Here is a 20,124-nt window from a genome sequence, read left to right on the forward strand (position 1 = left end):
CAATCAGCGAATGGGACAAGAGATGTGCGGGCGCTTTGCACTCACTATGACGCCTTCGGAAATAGTGGCAACCTTTCTCGGCATTGCTGAGACCGGAGCCTTTCCGCCGCGCTATAACATTGCGCCGACCCAGCCCGTATTGATGGCGCTTGCTGGTCCGCCACGGGCGCCGGGCTCCAATTTGCCGGATCGTCAGGGGCTGTTGGTACGCTGGGGTTTAATCCCGTCTTGGACCAGAGACGTGCGCGTCCTGCCGCCGCTTTTTAACGCGCGTTCAGAAACAGCAGCCGAAAAGGCCTCCTTCAGGGCTGCGATGCGACACCGTCGCGGACTGATACCGGCATCAGGATTCTACGAATGGAAACGTCAGGCCGGCGACCCGAAGAAATCGCAAGCTTATTGGGTGCGCCCGAAAAACGGAGGACTGATTGCCTTCGCCGGATTAATGGAGACCTACAGCGAGCCGGGCGGCTCGGAGATCGATACTGGTGCAATCCTCACGACGGCCGCAAACCCGGAATTCGCTGCAATCCACCACCGGATGCCGGTAATCATCGCGCCAGAACATTTTTCTCGCTGGCTCGACTGCCGCACGCAGGAACCGCGCGATGTTGCTGATCTTGTGCAGCCGGCTGAGTCTGGCTTCTTCGAGGCAATTCCCGTCTCATCTCTGGTCAACAAAGTAGCCAATGCGGGGCCTGAAATTCAGGAAAAGGTAACGCATGATAAAGACGGACCGCCCGCGGCGCCCGATCAGTTGCAACTCTTTTAGCTATTGTTATGGCTTGGCCTATTGCGAAGTGAAGGTCGGCGGACAACAAGAATGAGATGACACCCGACATTTTCTCCGCAGCCCTATCCGGATTTCTTCTCGGCGGATCGCTGATTCTGGCGATAGGCGCTCAAAATGCGTTCATTCTGCGCCAGGGCTTGCTTCGCGAGCATGTCTTTGTGCTGTCCCTGATTTGCGCGCTCTCCGATGCGCTCCTGATTGCGGTCGGCGTCGCAGGCCTGGGCACGTTGTTTGCGGCCGCACCCAATCTGATCTTTGCAGTCACGCTCGGCGGCGCGCTGTTCCTCTTCGCCTACGCCGCAATCGCCTTTCGGCGGGCCATGAACCCAGATGCTTTGGTCGCGGCGAGACACGGTGACACAAGCCTCACGGCAGCGATTGGCGCGTGCTTGGCGTTCACATTCCTGAACCCCCATGTCTATCTCGACACGGTGGTCCTCCTGGGCGGGTTATCCGCATCGTTTGAAGGAACGGGGCGTTTGGCATATGCCGTCGGCGCCATGACTGCGTCATTCGTCTGGTTTTTCAGTCTGGGCTATGGCGCACGGCTTCTCCAGCCAGTGTTCGCCAGGCCCAGCGCTTGGCGCGTGCTCGATATTTTGATCGGCATGGTCATGGCTGCGCTAGCCATCAGCCTGGTTGTCCGGCTGGTCTGAGGTCAGGCCGCCTTCTTGGCCTGCTGCGTGCGCGCGCAGATCAATGCGGCGACGAGTACCGCCGGTCCAATCGCCCGGTATTGCTGCGCCAGATCGGTTTTCACAGGTGCTTTCGGCTGTGCGGTCTTGGTGGTGGTCATCATTTGCCCCAGTTTGGTGTGATCTCAGACTGGTCGCCAATTCCGCCCAAATCTTGACTTCACTCTGGTAATTGAGTGGCCTTTCCCAAAGCTTTCCAACATATTTAATAAAATCTGAATCGCCGCTAGCGCCGTCGCCTTGCGGGCTTGACGTTCGAAAGCCGCAAGGCGATAAAGCGCTCATGAAAACGCTCTTCGCGATCTGCGGAATTTGCATTATTGGCTAGCGCCAGCGCTGGTCCGGACGTTTTCGCCTTCTCAAAAGACAGCAAAAAACGCCCAGGCCAGCAGGCCAGGGGAAAACTATGTCTGACGGTTCAACAGGGCTGAAGCTCTACAACACGCTGACGCGCACCACCGATGCCTTCGTGCCGATCAATGCGAGCAATGTTCGCATGTATGTGTGTGGGCCTACGGTCTATGACTTTGCCCATATCGGCAATGCACGGCCAGTCATCGTTTTCGACGTGCTGTTTCGCTTGCTGCGTCATGTCTATGGCGAAGATCATGTCACCTATGTGCGCAACATCACCGACGTGGATGACAAGATCAACGCTCGCGCTCTGCGCGATTTTGGGGCTGACATCGCTGCGGGAACGGTTTCGCTCAACGAAGCGATCCGCCGCGTGACCGAGAAAACGGCCAGCCAGTTCCACAAGGATGTCGCTGCCTTGGGCTGCCTGGCGCCGACCTACGAGCCGCGCGCGACCGATTTTGTGTCCCCCCGTGCCGACGGCAAGGCTGACATGGTGAGCCTGATTCAATCTCTCATCAAGCGCGGCCATGCCTATGAGGCTGCAGGCGAAGTTCTGTTCGATACAGCCTCGATGGCGGACTATGGTCAATTATCGAAGCGTCCTCTGGATGAACAACAGGCCGGCGCGCGCATTGCCGTCGACGCTCATAAAAAGAACCCGGGAGATTTCGTCCTCTGGAAAAAATCTTCGGCCGAGGAGCCCGGGTGGGAAAGCCCATGGGGCAGGGGCCGTCCGGGCTGGCACATTGAGTGCTCAGCCATGTCCGCCGCCTATTTGGGTGAGACATTCGACATTCATGGCGGCGGCTTGGACCTGATCTTTCCCCACCATGAAAACGAGATCGCCCAGTCCCGCTGCGCCCATGGCACCGAAACGATGGCCCATGTGTGGATGCACAACGGGTTCTTGCAGGTGGAAGGCAAGAAGATGTCGAAGAGCGACGGCAACTTCTTCACAATCCACGAATTGATGGAGACGGAGAAATTCGGTGGCCGCAAATGGCCCGGTGAAGTGCTCCGGCTGGCCATGCTGATGACCCATTATCGCGAACCAATAGACTTTTCGGTGGCGCGGCTGGAGGAAGCGGAAAACACGCTAAGAAAGTGGAAGCGGGCCGTGGACCTCGCGCCAGAAGGAATCGTCGAAATTCCGCACGTCGTCATGCAGGCGCTTCGCGATGATCTCGCCACGTCCACCGCCTTCCACGCGCTGTCACAACTTGCTTCAGATGCGGCTCGGGATGGCGAAGCGGGAGCCCGCTTGAAGGCTGCGCTCGTGCTGTTGGGCTTTGATACCTCGTCCGCCAAGGTGGACGAGGATGCTGTGCGAGATCTGATAAATCGACGTCTCCAGGTGATCGCCGGTAAAAACTGGCCTGAAGCCGACAGGATCCGCGATCAGCTCCTTGCGCAGAATATCCAACTGAAAGACGGCAAGGACCCTCAAACCGGCGAACGCATTACCACTTGGGAAGTGAAACGGTGAAGGGGATAGCGTGCCATGAGTCTTGATAATCGTCCTGTTTATTCCGGTGGATGCCAGTGCGGCGCTGTGCGTTTTCGTGTCGAAGGGGCGCTCGGCGATGCGTCGATCTGCCATTGCCGCATGTGCCAGAAGGCGTCGGGGAATTTTTTCCTGCCGCTGGTTTCGGCGCGGGGTGCAAAGATTGATTGGACGCGCGGCAGCCCGAAAAAATTCCGCTCGTCCAATGCCGCCAGCCGAGGCTTCTGCGGCGATTGCGGCACGCCACTCACCTATGAGGCGCCTGATGGCATTGCGCTGACTATTGCTGCCTTTGATGACCCATCGACATTGGTACCTACGGTCCAATGGGGCGCCGAACACAAGCTGCCCTTTGTGGACCATTTGTCAGCCTTGCCCGCCCATGAAACGATGGACGACATTTCAGACGCGCTGTTTCTGGCTGGACTTGCCTCCTATCAGCATCCCGACCACGATACCGAAAACTGGCCTGTGAAAGACCTCACCCATGACTGACCTGCGCACCCTTTACCCCGAAATCGAGCCGTTCGAGACTGGCATGCTGGATGTCGGCGATGGCCATACGATCTACTGGGAGCGCGTCGGCACGCGCGGCGCCAAGCCGGCGGTGTTCGTGCATGGCGGGCCGGGCGGCGGTGTCAGCGCGAAGATGCGGCGCGTGTTTGATCCATCCCTCTACGACGTGCTTCTGTTCGACCAGCGTGGCTGCGGCAGATCTACGCCGCATGCCAGCTTGGATGCCAACACCACCTGGCACCTGGTCGATGACATGGAACGCCTGCGCAACCTGATGGGCGTCGACAAATGGTTGGTCTTTGGCGGCTCCTGGGGTTCCACGCTGTCACTCGCCTATGCCGAGACGCATCCCGAGAGGGTCAGCGAACTGGTGGTGCGCGGCATCTATACGCTCACACGACCTGAGCTTGAATGGTATTACCAGTTCGGCGTCTCCGAAATGTTCCCCGACAAGTGGGAGCGCTTTCTGGCCCCAATACCCGAAGCCGAGCGCGGCGACATGATGGCGGCCTACCGCAAGCGGTTGGTTGGCGAAGACCGTGCCGCGCAGATCGAAGCCGCGCGCGCATGGAGCATCTGGGAAGGCGAGACCATCACGCTTCTTCCTGAGCCTGAAACCAGCGATAAATTCCATGAGGACAATTTTGCGCTGGCCTTCGCCCGCATCGAAAACCATTATTTCGTTCATGCCGGCTGGCTGGAGGAAAATCAGCTTATCCGCGACGCGCATAAGCTCGCTGATATACCCGGTGTCATCGTTCATGGCCGCTACGACATGCCGTGCCCCGCCAAGTATGCATGGGCCTTGCACAAGGCATGGCCACAGGCCGAATTCCATCTGATCGAGGGGGCAGGCCATTCCATGACCGAGCCCGGCATTCTCGACCAGTTGATCCGGGCCACAGACAAGTTCGCGACACGAGATCCGGTGGCAGGCCAATGAAACAGCGCATCTACCTTTTCGACACCACGTTGCGCGACGGCCAGCAGACGCCAGGCGTCGACTTTTCGCTCGAGGACAAGATCGCCATCGCCAAAATGCTGGATGCGTTTGGCCTCGACTATGTCGAAGGCGGCTATCCCGGTGCCAACCCGACTGATACGGCGTTTTTCGACAAGTGCCGCACGGAGCGGGCGAAATTCACCGCCTTTGGCATGACCAAACGGGCAGGCGTCTCTGCCTCCAACGATCCCGGCTTGGCCGCGTTGGTGCAAGCAGCGGGAACCACCATCTGCTTTGTCGCCAAAAGCTGGGATTATCATGTCCGGGTAGCGCTGGGCTGCACCAATGAGGAAAATCTGGAATCAATCCGGACTTCTGTCGAGACCGCGATTGCAGCCGGCAAGGAAGCTCTGGTTGACTGCGAGCATTTCTTCGATGGCTATAAGGCAAATCCGGATTACGCGCTGGCATGCGCCAAAACTGCTTTCGACGCCGGAGCGCGCTGGGTGGTGCTCTGCGACACCAATGGTGGCACCCAGCCATCCGAAATCCGAACCATCGTAGATGCCGTGATCTCCGCCGGTATTCCGGGTGAATACCTCGGCATCCACGCCCATGACGACACAGGTCAGGCGGTCGCCAACTCGCTGGCCGCCGTGCAGGCTGGAGTACGCCAGATTCAGGGCACATTGAACGGCATTGGCGAGCGCTGCGGCAACGCCAATCTGATTTCGATCATCCCGACACTGGCTTTAAAGCCAGCCTTCACCGAAAAATTTGAAACCGGAGTCTCTGCCGAGGCTTTGGCGGGAATATCCCGGCTCTCGCGCGGCTTCGACGAACTCCTGAACCGGGCGCCGGAGCTTCAGGCGCCTTATGTCGGCTCGTCAGCCTTCGCCACGAAAGCGGGCATCCATGCGTCAGCGATCGCCAAGGAACCGGAAACCTATGAGCATGTTCCACCCGAAACCGTAGGAAACCGTCGCCGCGTCATGGTGTCGGACCAGGGCGGGAAAGCCAATTTCGTAGCCGAGCTGAAGCGCCGCGGCATCGACGTTCCGAAGGTAGATGGTAAACTCGATGCACTGATATCTGTTGTTAAGGAACGCGAGGCCGAAGGCTATGCTTATGAGGGCGCCGATGCCAGTTTCGAGCTTCTGGCGCGAAAAATGCTGCATACAGTCCCAGAATTCTTCGAAGTCACCTCGTTCCGCTGCATAATCGAGCGGCGCATCGATGCCGTTGGCAAGCTGAAAACGGTGTCGGAGGCGATCGTCAAAGTGCTGGTCGAGGGTGAGGAGAAGATGTCGGTGGCCGAGGGCCATGGCCCGGTCAACGCGCTCGATATCGCGCTGCGCAAGGATCTCGGTAAGTACCAGGCCGAGATCGAAGATTTGGAACTGGCGGATTATAAGGTACGCATCCTCAATGGTGGCACCGGGGCGATCACCCGCGTTCTGATAGAATCTCATGATGCGACAGGCGCGCGCTGGTGGACGGTCGGTGTTTCCGACAATATCATCGACGCCTCGTTCCAGGCGCTGATGGATTCGATCGTCTACAAGCTGATGAAGAACCGTGACATGGCAGGGCTCGTGGCAGCGGAATAGCGGCAGCCATTCATCAACGGTGTGAAAGATTCGATCAATAAATGGAAATAGTCCCCGGTTCTGACTGGGAGCATAGCGGTGACCATGACATCAAATGCCTCTGCTCCTGACTCTGCTGGCATGAGGGGCTTTATTTTCGCCTTTTCTGCCTATTTTTTCTGGGGCATACTGCCTCTTTATCTGAAGCTTGTCGGACACATTCCCGCAGTGGAGGTGGTCGCCCACCGCATCATCTGGTCTGTGCCGTTGGCAGGGATTGTATTGTATCTTCTTGGCCGTACTGCTGATGTGCGTGCTGCACTATGTTCGCCGCGAACGCTCGCTATGGCAGCAGTCACCGCCTGCCTGATCACCGTGAACTGGGGCGTCTATGTCTGGGCGATCGCTGCAGACCGCGCGGTCGAAACCTCACTCGGCTACTACATCAATCCGCTCATGAGCGTAGTCATGGGTGCTGTCTTTCTCGGCGAGCGTTTTACCCGCATGCAGATGGTCGCGGTCGCGTTAGCAGCCTGCGCCGTTTTGCTTCTGACTGTGGCCGGTGGCGGGTTGCCTTGGGTCTCTCTCGTTCTGGCGGTATCCTTCACGCTTTACGGCTTCTTCCGAAAAACCTTGCCGATTGGCCCGAGCCAAGGGTTCTTCCTCGAGGTTCTGATCCTTTGTTTGCCAGCGCTTTTGTATCTCATTTGGCTGCAAATCACCGGCGGCGCGCATTTTGTGGCATCGAGTCCGGAAAACATCTGGTTGCTTCTCGGCTGCGGCCCGGCAACTGCCTTGCCGTTGCTGCTCTACGGTTTTGGCGCCAAGCTGCTGAAACTCTCCACAATAGGCCTCATGCAATATATGGCGCCGACGATGGTGTTTCTGATTGCGGTGTTTGTCTTTGGAGAGCCGTTTGACACAGTACACGCCATTGCGTTTGGCATGATCTGGGTCGCGCTGGCGATCTATACCTGGTCGATTTTCGCATCTCGCGAACGCCATCCGAAGACGGTCGCTCAAGTTACGCAAACACTGCCCTGATGAAGGCCTCTCCGATGTATGAGCTTTTGATTGCTAACAAGAACTATTCGTCGTGGTCGCTGCGCCCTTGGGTGCTGATGCGGGAATTGGGCATTCCATTCGAGGAAAGGCTAATACCCTTTCCCGGAGGGTACTCTTATGAGACTTACAAACCCTTCTCCCCATCCGGTCGGGTCCCGTGCCTGACTGACGGGTCGAACCGTGTTTGGGACTCGTTGGCAATCGTGGAATATCTCGCCGAGAGGCACGAAGGCGTCTGGCCGTCCGATCCGATTGCACGGGCCTTCGCCCGTTCTGCGTCGGCGGAGATGCATTCGAGCTTCACAACGCTCCGCAATGCTTGCCCGATGTCCTGTGGTGTCAGGGTGACATTGTCTGCCATTCCCGCAGATCTGCAACGCGATCTCGCGCGCGTTTCAGATCTATGGGACGAGGGCCTTAGGCGTTTTGGTGGACCATTTCTGGGCGGGGAAAACTTTACAGCGGTAGACGCTTTCTATGCGCCGGTAACCTTTCGCGCGCTATCGTTCGCGCTTGATCTTGGAAACTCGGCCAACGCCTATTGCGAACGCATAAGATCTCTCCCCGCGATGCGCGCCTGGTACGACGCGGCTCTGGCGGAGCCTTGGCGCGAGGCCGGTCATGAAGCTGAAGCAACGGCGGCGGGAAAGATTACCGCAGATTATCGCGGTGGCGTCGCCGGTTGAAGATCACATTTGTTCTATGATCGCTGCCTTGCCGTCGTTCGCACGCAAGCCGGCCGCCGCGTCCAAAATCGACCGCACGGCTTCTTCACCGCTATCTGCCACGATCGGCTTTACCCGGTGCGCAGTATGGATAAAACCTTCCCGGGCCATATGATCCAGCAGCGTTAGCATGGGGTTCCAAAAGCCCCCAATGTTGCAAAATACCATCGGCTTGAGATGATGGCCGAGCTGTGCCCAGGTCATGATCTCGACAATTTCTTCGACCGTGCCCAAGCCACCCGGCAACGCCACAAAGGCGTCTGATTTTTCAAACATAAGATGCTTGCGCTGGTGCATGTTGTCTGTGATGATCAGCTCATCGAGGTCTCGCAGCGCACTTTGGGTGGCTTCCTTGTCCATCAAAAAGCGTGGAATGATGCCAGTCACTTTTCCGCCGGCCTCGCGCGCGCCACTGGCCACAGCACCCATGACGCCCCTGATGCCTCCGCCATAGATCAGATTGATGCCCGAACTGGAAATTGCACGCCCGAGATCGCGACCTGCTTGCATGTAGCTATCGCCGTTGCCTGGAGAGGAGCCGCAATACACGCAGATGGATTGAATCGCTTTCATCGTTCTGATTGACCGTCACTTTGGAAGAACGTCAAGCTTAAGCCGGCTTTTTATTGTAGGGCATGCTAAAACAAGTTACATGAACGAGCGGCTCAGGGGCAGGAATAAAGTGGTGATAAACCCGTTCAAGGCATTTTTGTTGACCGCTGGTGGAGCAATAGGTGCTGCCGCCATTGCGTATTATTCTGGCGCTCTTGACCGATATCTGACGCCTCAGCCGATCAGTCCAATTGCAAGCGTCCAGTCCGAAAGCGCGCCGGCGGCGGCGACCGAAGGCACCGCCGGCCGAATACCCCAGCAGGAGGCGGCTGTTCCCGCTGTCGAAGATCAAGCTGAGAAAAGCGCTGTTGTTGCTCCCGCATTCGATATTGTCCGCGCTGAACCAGATGGCTCAATTGTGGTCGCCGGCAAGGCAGCAGCCGGCGCGACCATCGAAATCGTCGGGGGCGCCCAGACGCTAGGAAAAACCACGGCTGGCCCCGACGGCGATTTTGCTATCGTTGTAGAAGAGCCGTTGAAACCGGGCAGTCACCAGTTGGTGTTGCGCGCAACAGGCGCCGAGGGTCTGGTGGCGACTTCGTCTGAAACCGCGGTCGTTTCCATTCCCGACACCAAAGATGGACAGGTTCTGGCGCTTGTTGAGAGCCCGGGTGAAGCGAGCAAGCTGATCACCGTGCCCGAACCCGTTGCCCCGTCCGATATCGCTCCGCCTCCTGCGGCTATAGAGCCAAAACCCGAAAAAGCGCTGGTAGCCAAAGCACAAGAGCCATCTGTTGCCGCTGAACCTGCGCCTGAAGTAATCGCCACTGCGCAGCCTACCGCTCCACTGGCAACGGCCAGGCCGGTAGAACCTGTGGCGCCCCCGGTAGGCTCGGCTCCGGCATCCGCGATTGCGGCAGTTTCGGTCGATGCTGTCGAGATTGAAGGCAGAAAGATATTCGTTGCGGGTGCTGCAGATCCGGGCCGACGCGTGCGGGTCTACGCGAACGATATCTTGTTAGGTGACGCAATCAGTTCGCCCAATGGCCGCTTCCTGATTGAGGCCGAGCGTGACTTGCCTGTCGGTGACTACATCGTTCGCGCTGATGCTCTGGAGCGTGACGGGGTGAAGGTTGCGGCGCGAGCGGCGGTTCCTTTCTCGCGTGAAGCCGGCGAAGCAATTGCAGCCGTCGCGCCAGTTCCAGTAGCGGTGGATCAGCCCGCGCCCTCCGTGCAAGTGGTTACGCCGCCAGCTGCTGAGGCGCTCAGCGATAGCGCGCCTGAACAGCTTGCAGCAGCCACACCTGAACAGCTTGCCGCAGCCGCACCAGTCTCGCCTAAGCTGGAAAGCGTCGACGGGTCTGTAATCATCCGCCGTGGCGACACGTTGTGGCAGATTTCGCGACGCGTTTATGGTCGCGGCGTGCGTTTTTCGACGATATATCTAGCCAATCAAAGCCAGATATCTGATCCTGACCGCATTTGGCCAGGCCAGATATTCAATCTGCCGACGAACACGCCCGAAGGCGAGGCAGCAGACATGTCGGAAATTGAAAGCCCGCCAGCGGACGAGACCAAGTCACCGCTTTGACTTGCATTCAATAGGTTCATCGTCTATCGACGATGAACGATGAGCATGTTGGAAAACGTTGAACGCCCGATGCTCGCCATGGACACCCTGGCGCTTTCGGCAAAACTTGCGGCGCTGGCACACCCTGCCCGTATCGAAATCCTTCGCTATGTCTCCCGTTCAGGGTGTTGCTGCTGCAAAGATGTTGTCGGACAACTTGACCTTGCCCAATCGACAGTCTCACAGCACTTGAAGATCCTGGTTGAGGCGGGACTCATTCGCTTTTCTCCAGAAAAGCAGCGCTCGCGTTATGAGGTTGATCGCGATGCGCTAGCCGGCATGTCGAGCGCGTTCACAGGCCTTTTAAATACGTGCTGCGCCTCCGAAAGCTGCTGAAAAAATTGAAAGCATTGACCTAGTGGCCTACAAAAAATCCGTATCTGCCGAATCTGGAGCAACGTTCCGGACACTTGCAAATCTCTGGCCGTATATGTGGCCTTCCGGACGGCGCGACCTCAAATTGCGCGTAGTCTGGGCAAGTTTTTTCCTGGTGATCGCGAAACTCATCCTGGTCGGCGTTCCGTTTTTTTTCAAGTGGGCAACCGACGCGTTAAGCGGTGAGGGCCAGTCCGAGCTGCCGGTTTTGTTGCTTGGTCCGGTTATGTTGGTGTTGGCCTATACTGGTGTGCGAATCGTCCAGGCCGGGTTGAACCAGTTGCGAGATGCGCTGTTTGCAAGCGTTGGCCAGCATGCGGTGCGCCAGCTTGCCTACAAAACGTTCGTCCATATGCACAATCTGTCCTTGCGCTTTCATCTCGAGCGCAGGACCGGCGGCCTGTCGCGCATCATAGAGCGTGGAACCAAAGGTATTGAAACGATTGTGCGCTTCACCATCCTGAATTCGCTGCCAACCGTTCTCGAGTTCATACTTTCCGCGACGGTTTTCGCCCTTGCTTACGGCTGGCGTTATCTGCTGGTCATGGTGCTGACGGTGGGGCTTTATACCTGGTTCACAGTACGAGCGAGCGATTGGCGCATTGCCATTCGCCGCGACATGAATGATTCCGACACTGACGCGAACACCAAAGCCGTAGACTCGCTGCTCAATTACGAGACGGTCAAATATTTTAACAACGAAACGATGGAAGCTACGCGGTTTGATCGGTCCATGGGTCGTTATGAGCAAGCGGCGACCCGGACCTGGACATCGCTAGGATGGTTGAACTTTGGCCAGGCAGCCATCTTCGGCCTCGGCATGGGGGTCGCCATGGTGATGTCGGCGCGCGAAGTGATGGCTGGCACGCAGACGATAGGCGATTTCGTTTTTATCAATGCAATGTTGATTCAGCTTGCCATTCCTCTGAACTTCATTGGCTCCGTGTACCGCGAAATCCGCCAAGGACTCACTGATATCGAAAACATGTTCGATTTGCTCGATATGCCGCAGGAAGTCACCGAAAGTCCCGATGCCCAGCCACTCAAAGTGGCCTCCGGTGCCGTCGAGTTTCGCGACGTCCAATTTGCTTATGATCCGGAAAGGGAAATCCTGAAGGGGATCAGTTTTGTGGTGCCGGCTGGCAAAACTGTTGCGATCGTCGGTCCATCAGGTGCGGGAAAATCCACGATCTCCCGGTTGCTGTTTCGTTTCTACGATGTCCAGAAAGGCGCGATCCTTATTGATGGTCAGGATATCCGTGATGTCACCATGAACAGCCTGCGCGCGACCATTGGTATGGTTCCGCAGGACACTGTTCTGTTCAACGACACGATCGCCTACAACATCCGCTACGGTCGCCCCGATGCGAGCGATACCGACGTTTACAAGGCAGCCGAGCTTGCGCAAATTTCGGGCTTCATCGAACGCCTTCCCGGTGGTTACCAGTCGATGGTCGGCGAACGCGGGCTGAAACTATCTGGCGGAGAAAAGCAACGCGTGGCGATTGCCCGTACCATCCTTAAGGCGCCGCCGATCCTCGTGCTAGATGAAGCAACATCGGCGCTCGATACCCACACCGAACAAGAGATCCAGGCCGCGTTGGATCTGGTGAGCCAGGGCCGCACCACCCTCGTAATCGCCCATCGGCTGTCGACAGTGATTAGCGCCGACGAAATTATCGTTCTTAAAGACGGGAAAATTGCCGAGCGCGGAACACATACACTGCTACTCGGCAAGAAGGGGCTTTATGCCTCCATGTGGGATCGTCAGCGCGAGGCTACGGAAGCCGAGGAACGCCTGCGCATCGCACGTGAAAAGGATGAGATGGGCGTGGTGGTTCGCCGTCGTCCCACCGAGTTTCAGTAGGCGGATGCATCATGGTTTAGGGCCATCCTACTCCCGCTGCGGGCGCGTGATATGTAAGGACCTGTCCGGTTCTGGCCGGGCTCACCATCTGGTCGAAGCCGCGCCATTCAGCGGCCATAATATACAGGGTCTTCCGCTCGTCGCCGCCTAGCATACAGGCGAAACAGGCGCGGTCTACGGTGATTGTGTCGAGCACCTTGCCACCTTCGCATACGCGAACGCAGCGTTGATTAGGGACGTCCGCATACCAAACCGCCCCCTCGGAATCGATGCAAATTCCATCTGGGAAGCCGTCCAGGTATGCCCAGACGCGGCGATTTGCCAGCGTCCCGTCGTCGGCAATATCAAATGCAGTCAATCGCTGTCCATGCGACTCGGCCAGGATCAAAGTGCGTTTGTCGGCCGCCACCGCCATCCCATTGGCGAACGCAATGTCGTCGGCGACTTCGGTGATAGATCCGTCTGGCCGGATAAGGACAATGGTGCCGGGCCCAAAATTCTCGCCTGGCGAAGGCTGGGGACCGCCACCATTGACATAGATGTTGCCGCGCCCGTCAACGACGATTTCGTTCCACGGGCTCTGTGAAAGGTGTTTGAGGTTAGCATGGGTGACCAGGCTGCCGTCTCGATCCTGCCGCAACAAAAGCCCATCGCGTCCTGATACGACCAGCATTCGACCATCGGGAAGCCAGTCGAAAGAATAAGGTAGTGTAGCGTTGATCGAAAAAACGATCTCCGTGTTTCCCTCGTCGTTTATGGTGACAATTTCGCCCGTTCCCCAATTTGCCACCCACAATCGATTATCGTGCCATCGCGGAGACTCTCCAAATGCAAGTCCGGTAGCGAAAACCTTGGGTTTGGTGACTCGTTTTTCCATCATGATTCCTTCAGCAATTGCCAAGGACGATTTCACATGCGTTCTACCGACATTCGTCGTGCAAAAAGGTGCGGCAACGGGGTCGCATTTAGCCGTGGGTATTGTTGCGTTGCGGGCGAGGAGGCTTTCCGATAGATAGGCGCAACCCTGAAATTAGGTATTTTCCGGCTCATGAATTTGATTGACACCATCCGCAAAACATTCGTCCCGATCCACCGGGAGGGATGGCCCTTCATTGCGGGCTTTGCAGTGGTGACGCTGGTTGTAGGGCTATTCTCGACATTCCTGTTCTGGATCTGCCTGATACTGACAGCCTGGTGCACCTATTTTTTCCGCGATCCTGAACGCGTGACGCCTGTGGATGATCGCCTCGTCATAAGCCCCGCCGATGGAATTGTCTCGGCCGTAGGCCCGGCGCTGCCGCCGCGTGAACTGGGTCTCGGGTCTGATGAGATGACCCGTATCTCTGTGTTCATGAACGTTTTTTCATGTCACGTGAACCGTTCGCCTGTGCGTGGCAAGATCACTCGCATCGAACATCGTCCTGGCAAATTCCTCAACGCCGAACTCGACAAGGCGAGCACGGAAAATGAGCGTAACGGCCTTGTCGTTGAAAGTCCCAACGGTACAGTCGGTGTCGTTCAGGTCGCCGGCCTGGTGGCGCGCCGCATTCTCTGCTTCGTTGAAAACAACACGAATATCGGCACAGGCGAGCGTATCGGCCTGATCCGATTCGGTTCGCGCGTCGATGTGTACCTGCCTGCCGCCGCAACACCCCGCGTGGCTGTTGGCCAGACGGCAGTGGCCGGGGAAACGGTGATCGCTGATTTCGGCGGAGAAGCGGCAACACCTCTCGTTCGAATTTCGTAGCGCGATAATGGCTGGTTTCTTTCACAAATTCGAACCGCACGGCAGGGGAGGCCCACGCATTCAGGACGTGCCGCTGCGCATGCTGATCCCCAATTTGATCACAGTTTTGGCCATCTGCGCCGGCCTCTCGGGTATCAGATTGGCGTTCGAGCACCGGTTCGAGGTAGCGGTTGCTATGGTGCTTGTTGCAGCCTTTCTCGACGGTATTGACGGACGCATCGCGCGCCGCCTCAAGGCCCAGTCCAAATTCGGAGCGCAGATGGATTCGCTCGCCGACATCGTTAATTTCGGGGTTGCGCCAGCGTTGGTACTCTACGCTTATCTACTCGATCGCGCGGGTTCCTTCGGCTGGATAGCAGCCCTTCTTTTTGTGATCGCTGCAGCGCTGCGCCTCGCCCGCTTCAACGTGCTTGACGAAGACACGGACCGACCCGCCTGGCAGGCGGATTATTTCGTTGGCGTGCCGGCTCCGGCAGGAGCTGTACTGGTGCTGCTGCCCATCTATCTTGGGTTTATAGGGCTGCCGCTAACAGTCTCAACGGCCTTCGCCGGATCGCTTTTCACGGTGGTGATAGGGCTTCTCCTGGTAAGCCGCTTGCCGGTCTACTCCGGTAAGACCGCGGGCAAACGCATCCCACGTGATCAGGTGCTTCCACTTATTTTGGGGGTCGTGCTCTATGTACTTTTGTTGTCAGCCTACACGTGGCAAACGCTCACGGCTTCCGCTATCCTCTATCTTTTACTGCTCCCGCTCAGTTTCAGGGCCTACGCCCGTAGGGCGCGCTCAGTAGAGCAACAAGCAGCCGTAGCGACTGACCCAAGCGTTTCCGATTAAGGTCCGCTATCGGCGCCAAGCTTGTTGATCGCAATGCGTTGGGCTTCCGGATAGTCTGTCTTGCCAGAACCTAACAGCGGCATTGTTTCAATCGTGACGATATCGTCGGGGATTGCGAGGCCGGCAATACCCGCCTTCTTGCCATAGGCCCTGAGTGCCTTGGCATCTGCAGCGATTTCGGTTGTAATCAACACGATACGCTCTCCCTTGCGCTTGTCGGGCACTGACACAACTGCGTGGTGCTCTTCCGGCCAGAGTGCCTGTACCAAAACTTCCACTGCTCCAAGCGAAACCATCTCGCCGCCTACTTTGGCAAAGCGCTTGGCGCGCCCACGGATGGTAATGAAGCCATCTCTGTCAACCGAGACGATATCGCCGGTGTCGTGCCAACCGTCGACGAGCGGCTGGAGGACGCCCGGCTGTTCGGCAGTCATGTACCCCATCATGATATTCGGTCCGGCAACGAACATCCGACCGCAATCATCCATCCCCTCGACAGGCTCCAGACGCATTCGCATGCCGGGGAATAGTCTTCCCACTGTGCCGTCGCGTCCATGGCTCGCAGTGTTGACCGCTACAACAGGCGAGGCTTCGGTGAGCCCGAACCCTTCCACGATCTCGGCTCCAAACCGCTCGCGCCAGACCCCTCGCGTTTCTTCTCTCACTGCCTCCGCCCCGGCAACAACAAGACGCAAGCTGGAAAAGTCGCTGTCTTCGGCTGTGCGCGCATACCCGTTGAGAAACGTGTCCGTGCCCACAAGAATCGTCGGTTTCAGTTTGCCTGAGACTTCCGGGATAAGTTTGTAGTGCAATGGCGACGGGTAGAGAAATAGTCTCACACCGATCAACAACGGCAGCACCATTCCTGCAGTCAGGCCGAAAGAATGGAACGTCGGAAGAACATTAAGCAATGAATCATCAGGCGTAAGCGTTAGTCGCGCTTCAGCCTGCATGGCATTGCTCAGCACATTGCGATGCGACAGCACCACGCCTTTCGGCGTGCCTTCAGACCCGGAAGTGAAGAGCAACACCGCAGCCTGTGTCGGCTCGCGCGCGACGAGAGGTCGGCGCCACATCAGGAAACCCAGTGCCTTGCTCAGGAGGGACGTTTCATCTCTCAGATCCTCAAGCCATAAGATTTTGGCTCCGGCATTCTCAACAGCGCCGACTAACGTCTGGATTTCTGCCTTCTCGACAAATGCACGCGAGGAAATAACCGTCCGAATAGTCGCCGACCGGATCGAGGAAGCGACACTGGCACACCCGGATGTGTAGTTGATCATCGCAGTGAGCCGACCGGCAGATTGCAGGCCTAGGAACGCTGCTGCCATGGCATTGGTGTTGGGCAGAAGCAGTCCGATGGCCTCTCCCGGCTGGTCGACTGTCGAAAAACGGCTAGCTAGTATGCGCGCCGCAATCAACATTCGACGGTAGCTCATTTTACCGTAAACGACATCTTCGATAATGTCGCGCTCAGGTCCAAACCTCAGGGCAGCGTCGCGAATAGCTTCAAATATGGTGCGCGACGGATTTGCTGCTGCCACGCGTGCTTCTGCCACCCTGTCAAACAGTGCGCTCGACGGCGTCGACTGCTGCAGCCCGGCCCGCTCCATCATCTCGGTTACAGTCATCGGATCGAGCACCGCCAGCCGAAGTTCGGGGAACCATCGGCGCGGCGCATGCGCTGCCGGTGTTAGCGACATCGGCAGATGCCTTGCCCCACCGACCACCACGGGTACGATGCGTGCGTCGGCCTTGAGTGCTATGCGTGCAACCGCACGAAACAGCCGAAATTCTTTCGTGCCCGGTTCCGCAGCGTCTGGCAGGTACACGGCAAGCCGGCCTTTGCCGCGCAGGTGCCGCACCAGACGCCGGCTGACAAATACATGTTCAGTGTTAAATGCGATTGTGCGTCCCAGTTCCCGCCACGGCTCTAGCCAACTCGCCTTGGCCGAATAATCATCAAGTATGTGGAGCGTCTGCTCTGGCAGCAATGCAAGCATCAGTGCTGGGTCTATCTTCGAGCGGTGCGACACCGCGTAAATAACAGGTGTGTCGGTGTTTCGAAGAATACTCGCCTTGCGGTCGTCGATCCGCCAAGCGAGCTTAAAAGGTGCGTAAAGCGCAGCCTGGCGAAAAGGAAGTCCGAGCGTGAACTTCAAAGCTAGAGACACAGCCAGAAACGCAGCTGCCGCTGCGAATAGCATCCCGAAAATAAGGATCAAGCCGCGCCTCCCAGTCAAAAAAAATGCCAAATCTCTGGTTGTTCGCAGGCGGCAAAGTAGCGGATGACACGTGAACGTCAATCGCCATATGGCATACAAGGCGTATTCGTGGCTGCGTTGATTGCCGCCACGACACTGATTCCGCGATAGCAGAATCTGAGGTCTACTCGGCTGCGAAGCAATAGAACAACCCGTCGCCCCCTGTACTCTTCAACGCTGCCGGGCTGCACCCGCCGCGCGAGGCGTGCGCAGCGTTCCAAGATGTTGCCGTCGATAGGGTGTCGGGGCCCTTTCGGTCGTGATGTCCAACCATCGCGGCACCCTCTTCGCTGCCGAGCGTCCAGTCGCCACAGGTTTGATCAGCGGATTTCGCGCCGTCCGCATTGGTCCCGGTCAAAATGTCATGGCGGTTTGGCTCATCGCCACGTCCGTTCACGACTTCGCCTTTTTCATCCAGCCCGGTTTCCTTGGAAATGCCATTCTTTTCGCTGTGAAGGCTGATAACATCATCCGCAATTTTCTTCCCCTTGGCGTTGAACCACGGGCCGGTGCCGATGCGATCTTTCGCGTCTATCTCACTGGTGGATAGATATGCGCGCCATATTTTGGGAGTAGTCACGCCTGCCGCTTCCGCGAGCGTCTGGCAATGCGCGTCGGCACCCGCCAGCCCACCCAGATCGCCGCCTTTTCCCGGGCCGGAACTGGTGATGAAAAAGCTCATCGTCTTGTCTTGGGCGGCGGCAACATCGCTCAACGTGAACACTGCGAGTGCTGAGGCAATCAACTGGTTTCGCATCTATTGGTCCCCTTGAGTTACGTCATCGTAGACAACGTTGGCGTCAGGAATGATACGTCAAACAATTTGGCAGATACTGATCATCACGATCACGTGTGCATCTACTTCACCGGCCACACCATCATCAGCATGGGCACTGCAACGATGACCACGAGAAATGACAAGGGCAGCCCAAGCCGGGGGTAGTCGCTGAACTTGTAGCCACCCGGGCCCATCACCAAGGTGTTGCACTGATGACCGATAGGGGTGAGGAAATCGCAGCCTGCTCCAATGGCAACCGCCATCAGAAAAGCTTCCGGCCGATAGCCGAGGCCGGTGGCAAACCCAGCGGCAATTGGCGCTACTACCAAAACCGTCGCCGCATTGTTGAGAAATGGTGTGACGGCCATGGCGACGACCATAATCAGTGTCAGCGCACCGGCTGGCGGCAATGTAGTTCCTACCTCTGCCAACCATCCCGCAATAAGGTCGGTGGCGCCACTGGTTCTAAGCGAGTCGCTGACGGGAATGAGCGCCGCCAGCATCACTAGGATCGGTCCGTCAATGGCGCCGTAGACTTCGCGCAAAGGCACCACTTTGAACAGAACCATGGCAACGGCAGCGGTGAAGAAGGCGATGGCAACGGGAAGCAAGCCGCCGGCTGTTGCCGCCATAGCGGCAAACAGGATGATCACGGGAATGATCCCGCGGCGTACGCTGCCGAGCAGAATAGGGCGTTCGGCCAAAGGCAAGACGCCCAGGTCGCGCAAAATCTCGGGCAACCGCGCCGGGTTTCCCTGCAAAACCACGATATCACCGAGCCGAAGCGTTACGGCACCCAGACGTTCTTGAATACGTTCGCCCTTGCGGCTCACTGCCAGCAAATTGACATTGTATCTGTCGTATAGAGCCAACTGCTGGGCTGACCAGCCGACAAGCTGCGAATGCTCGGCAACGACGGCTTCGATGGCGGTGGACGCCTCGCCGTCGCCTGCGTCATCGCGGTCTCCCGTCACACTGAGTTTGGCCTGCGCTACGACACGGTCCAGCGCCTCTGGCGGACCCTCGATCAGCACAGTGTCCCCCTCGCGTAGCTTCGCGTCGGGAAACGGCGTTATGCGCAGTACGCGAGAGCGCAGGATTGAAGTAACCACGACTTCCCCACCCCCAAGCTTCAACAGGTCCCCTACGGTCTTACCATTCACCGCCGACTCAGACGTCACCAGCGCTTCGGTCAGATAATTTTGAATATCAAGCGCCTCGTTGAGCGAGCCCATCGCCTTGCTGCGCACGGGCAGCAACCAGTAGAACAACGTCAGAAAAATAACTCCCACCACCGCAAGTGCCGCGCCGACGGGGGTGAAGTCGAACATGGTGAAGGGCTCGCCGCCTATTTCGGCACGAATGCGGGACACAACAATATTGGGCGAAGTGCCAATCTGCGTCATTAACCCGCCGAGCAATGATCCGAACGCCATTGGCATCAGGAATACAGAAGGCGAAGTGTTGGATTTGCGGGCGAACTGAAACGCAATGGGGATCATGATTGCGAGCGCGCCGATATTCTTCACGAAGGCTGCCAGAATGGTGACGGTCGCCACCAGCAAAATCATCTGCGCTCGGATTGAACTCACATTCGGGAACACCCGCTGGATTGCCAGTTCCATGATCCCGGTGCGTGCCACGCCGGCGCTCACCAGAAGCGCACTGCCCACGATGATGACGATATCGTCGCTGAAGCCGGTAAATGCCTGATCATAGGGCACGATACCAACGGCAGCCGCTGCAATAAGCGCCCCGCATGCCACCAGGTCGTAGCGAAACCGTCCCCAGACGAATGCGCCCATCATCAGAGCAATGATGGTGAAGGACAGAACCTGGCTAAGCGTCATTCAACAGCCCTTCACTTGAAATGCTGCACACAACGCCGG

At 57.6% G+C, this 20,124-nt stretch carries 19 protein-coding genes; 13 read left to right on the plus strand and 6 right to left on the minus strand.

Annotation, left to right across the window (positions count from 1 at the left end; all coding sequences use genetic code 11):
- Positions 1–22: 22 nt before the first annotated feature.
- Together GA830_RS11425 and GA830_RS11430 are read left to right on the plus strand one after the other, a co-directional pair.
- Entirely contained in the window at positions 23–772 is a 750-nt protein-coding gene (locus GA830_RS11425) for an SOS response-associated peptidase (protein ID WP_195161983.1), read from the plus strand.
- Positions 773–840: 68 nt separating this feature from the next.
- Positions 841–1,449 carry a LysE/ArgO family amino acid transporter gene (locus tag GA830_RS11430; RefSeq protein WP_195164912.1) on the plus strand — a complete coding sequence of 203 codons (609 nt, stop codon included), beginning with the start codon at positions 841–843 and terminating at the stop codon, positions 1,447–1,449.
- A gap of 2 nt (positions 1,450–1,451) precedes the next feature.
- Here the strand turns inward: GA830_RS11430 and GA830_RS11435 are convergent, their stop codons facing one another.
- Positions 1,452–1,592 (minus strand): hypothetical protein, encoded by a 141-nt coding sequence (locus tag GA830_RS11435; protein WP_195165038.1) that lies wholly within the window; start codon positions 1,590–1,592, stop codon positions 1,452–1,454.
- 302 nt (positions 1,593–1,894) lie between these two features.
- On the opposite strand from GA830_RS11435, the gene cysS reads away from it, so the two are divergent.
- The 6 genes from cysS to GA830_RS11465 all read left to right on the plus strand — a co-directional run bounded on the left by cysS (position 1,895) and on the right by GA830_RS11465 (position 8,148).
- The gene (gene cysS / locus GA830_RS11440; RefSeq protein WP_195161984.1) at positions 1,895–3,331 is read left to right on the plus strand and encodes a cysteine--tRNA ligase; all 1,437 of its coding nucleotides are present in this window, start codon (positions 1,895–1,897) and stop codon (positions 3,329–3,331) included.
- Positions 3,332–3,346: 15 nt separating this feature from the next.
- On the plus strand, positions 3,347–3,844 hold the full coding sequence (locus GA830_RS11445; RefSeq protein WP_195161985.1) for a GFA family protein: 498 nt from the start codon (positions 3,347–3,349) through the stop codon (positions 3,842–3,844).
- Positions 3,837–4,808: a prolyl aminopeptidase gene (pip, locus tag GA830_RS11450; protein WP_195161986.1), complete on the plus strand. Its 972-nt coding sequence runs from the start codon at positions 3,837–3,839 to the stop codon at positions 4,806–4,808. The genes GA830_RS11445 and pip overlap by 8 nt, the downstream gene beginning before the upstream one ends.
- On the plus strand, positions 4,805–6,418 hold the full coding sequence (gene cimA / locus GA830_RS11455) for a citramalate synthase (RefSeq protein ID WP_195161987.1): 1,614 nt from the start codon (positions 4,805–4,807) through the stop codon (positions 6,416–6,418). The genes pip and cimA overlap by 4 nt, the downstream gene beginning before the upstream one ends.
- 84 nt (positions 6,419–6,502) lie before the next feature.
- A complete protein-coding gene (gene rarD / locus GA830_RS11460; RefSeq protein WP_195164913.1) occupies positions 6,503–7,441 on the plus strand; it encodes an EamA family transporter RarD in 939 nt (312 codons plus the stop codon).
- A 14-nt stretch (positions 7,442–7,455) separates the two neighbouring features.
- Positions 7,456–8,148 (plus strand): glutathione S-transferase family protein, encoded by a 693-nt coding sequence (locus tag GA830_RS11465; protein ID WP_195164914.1) that lies wholly within the window; start codon positions 7,456–7,458, stop codon positions 8,146–8,148.
- 3 nt (positions 8,149–8,151) lie between these two features.
- Here GA830_RS11465 and GA830_RS11470 read toward each other — a convergent pair whose 3' ends face one another.
- A complete protein-coding gene (locus tag GA830_RS11470; RefSeq protein WP_195161988.1) occupies positions 8,152–8,760 on the minus strand; it encodes a TIGR00730 family Rossman fold protein in 609 nt (202 codons plus the stop codon).
- Between the two features lie 112 nt (positions 8,761–8,872).
- Between GA830_RS11470 and GA830_RS11475 the strand changes: the two genes are divergently transcribed.
- From GA830_RS11475 to GA830_RS11485, 3 genes are read left to right on the plus strand one after another with little or no spacing between them, the layout of a single operon-like run.
- Entirely contained in the window at positions 8,873–10,330 is a 1,458-nt protein-coding gene (locus GA830_RS11475) for an Ig-like domain-containing protein (RefSeq protein WP_308460442.1), read from the plus strand.
- 45 nt (positions 10,331–10,375) lie between these two features.
- On the plus strand, positions 10,376–10,705 hold the full coding sequence (locus GA830_RS11480; RefSeq protein ID WP_258045414.1) for an ArsR/SmtB family transcription factor: 330 nt from the start codon (positions 10,376–10,378) through the stop codon (positions 10,703–10,705).
- 22 nt (positions 10,706–10,727) lie between these two features.
- Complete coding sequence (locus GA830_RS11485; RefSeq protein WP_195161991.1) at positions 10,728–12,611, plus strand: ABCB family ABC transporter ATP-binding protein/permease; 1,884 nt, start codon at positions 10,728–10,730, stop codon at positions 12,609–12,611.
- A 16-nt stretch (positions 12,612–12,627) separates the two neighbouring features.
- On the opposite strand, the gene GA830_RS11490 is transcribed toward GA830_RS11485, so the two are convergent.
- Complete coding sequence (locus tag GA830_RS11490) at positions 12,628–13,491, minus strand: SMP-30/gluconolactonase/LRE family protein (RefSeq protein ID WP_195161992.1); 864 nt, start codon at positions 13,489–13,491, stop codon at positions 12,628–12,630.
- Positions 13,492–13,659: 168 nt separating this feature from the next.
- Here GA830_RS11490 and GA830_RS11495 point away from each other — a divergent pair, with 168 nt between their 5' ends.
- Entirely contained in the window at positions 13,660–14,358 is a 699-nt protein-coding gene (locus tag GA830_RS11495) for a phosphatidylserine decarboxylase (protein WP_195161993.1), read from the plus strand.
- A 7-nt stretch (positions 14,359–14,365) separates the two neighbouring features.
- The gene (pssA, locus tag GA830_RS11500) at positions 14,366–15,193 is read left to right on the plus strand and encodes a CDP-diacylglycerol--serine O-phosphatidyltransferase (RefSeq protein ID WP_195161994.1); all 828 of its coding nucleotides are present in this window, start codon (positions 14,366–14,368) and stop codon (positions 15,191–15,193) included.
- On the opposite strand, the gene GA830_RS11505 is transcribed toward pssA, so the two are convergent.
- The 3 genes from GA830_RS11505 to GA830_RS11515 all read right to left on the minus strand — a co-directional run bounded on the left by GA830_RS11505 (position 15,190) and on the right by GA830_RS11515 (position 20,085).
- Positions 15,190–17,418, minus strand: a complete 2,229-nt coding sequence (locus GA830_RS11505; RefSeq protein ID WP_258045415.1) for an AMP-binding protein — start codon at positions 17,416–17,418, stop codon at positions 15,190–15,192. The genes pssA and GA830_RS11505 overlap by 4 nt on opposite strands.
- A gap of 163 nt (positions 17,419–17,581) precedes the next feature.
- Positions 17,582–18,214, minus strand: coding sequence for a hypothetical protein (locus tag GA830_RS11510; protein ID WP_195161995.1), 633 nt, complete (start codon positions 18,212–18,214; stop codon positions 17,582–17,584).
- Positions 18,215–18,315: 101 nt separating this feature from the next.
- Positions 18,316–20,085: an SLC13 family permease gene (locus GA830_RS11515; RefSeq protein WP_195161996.1), complete on the minus strand. Its 1,770-nt coding sequence runs from the start codon at positions 20,083–20,085 to the stop codon at positions 18,316–18,318.
- Positions 20,086–20,124: the final 39 nt, after the last annotated feature.

The organism is Mesorhizobium sp. NBSH29, assembly GCF_015500055.1.
In the GTDB taxonomy this organism is placed as follows: domain Bacteria; phylum Pseudomonadota; class Alphaproteobacteria; order Rhizobiales; family Rhizobiaceae; genus Neomesorhizobium.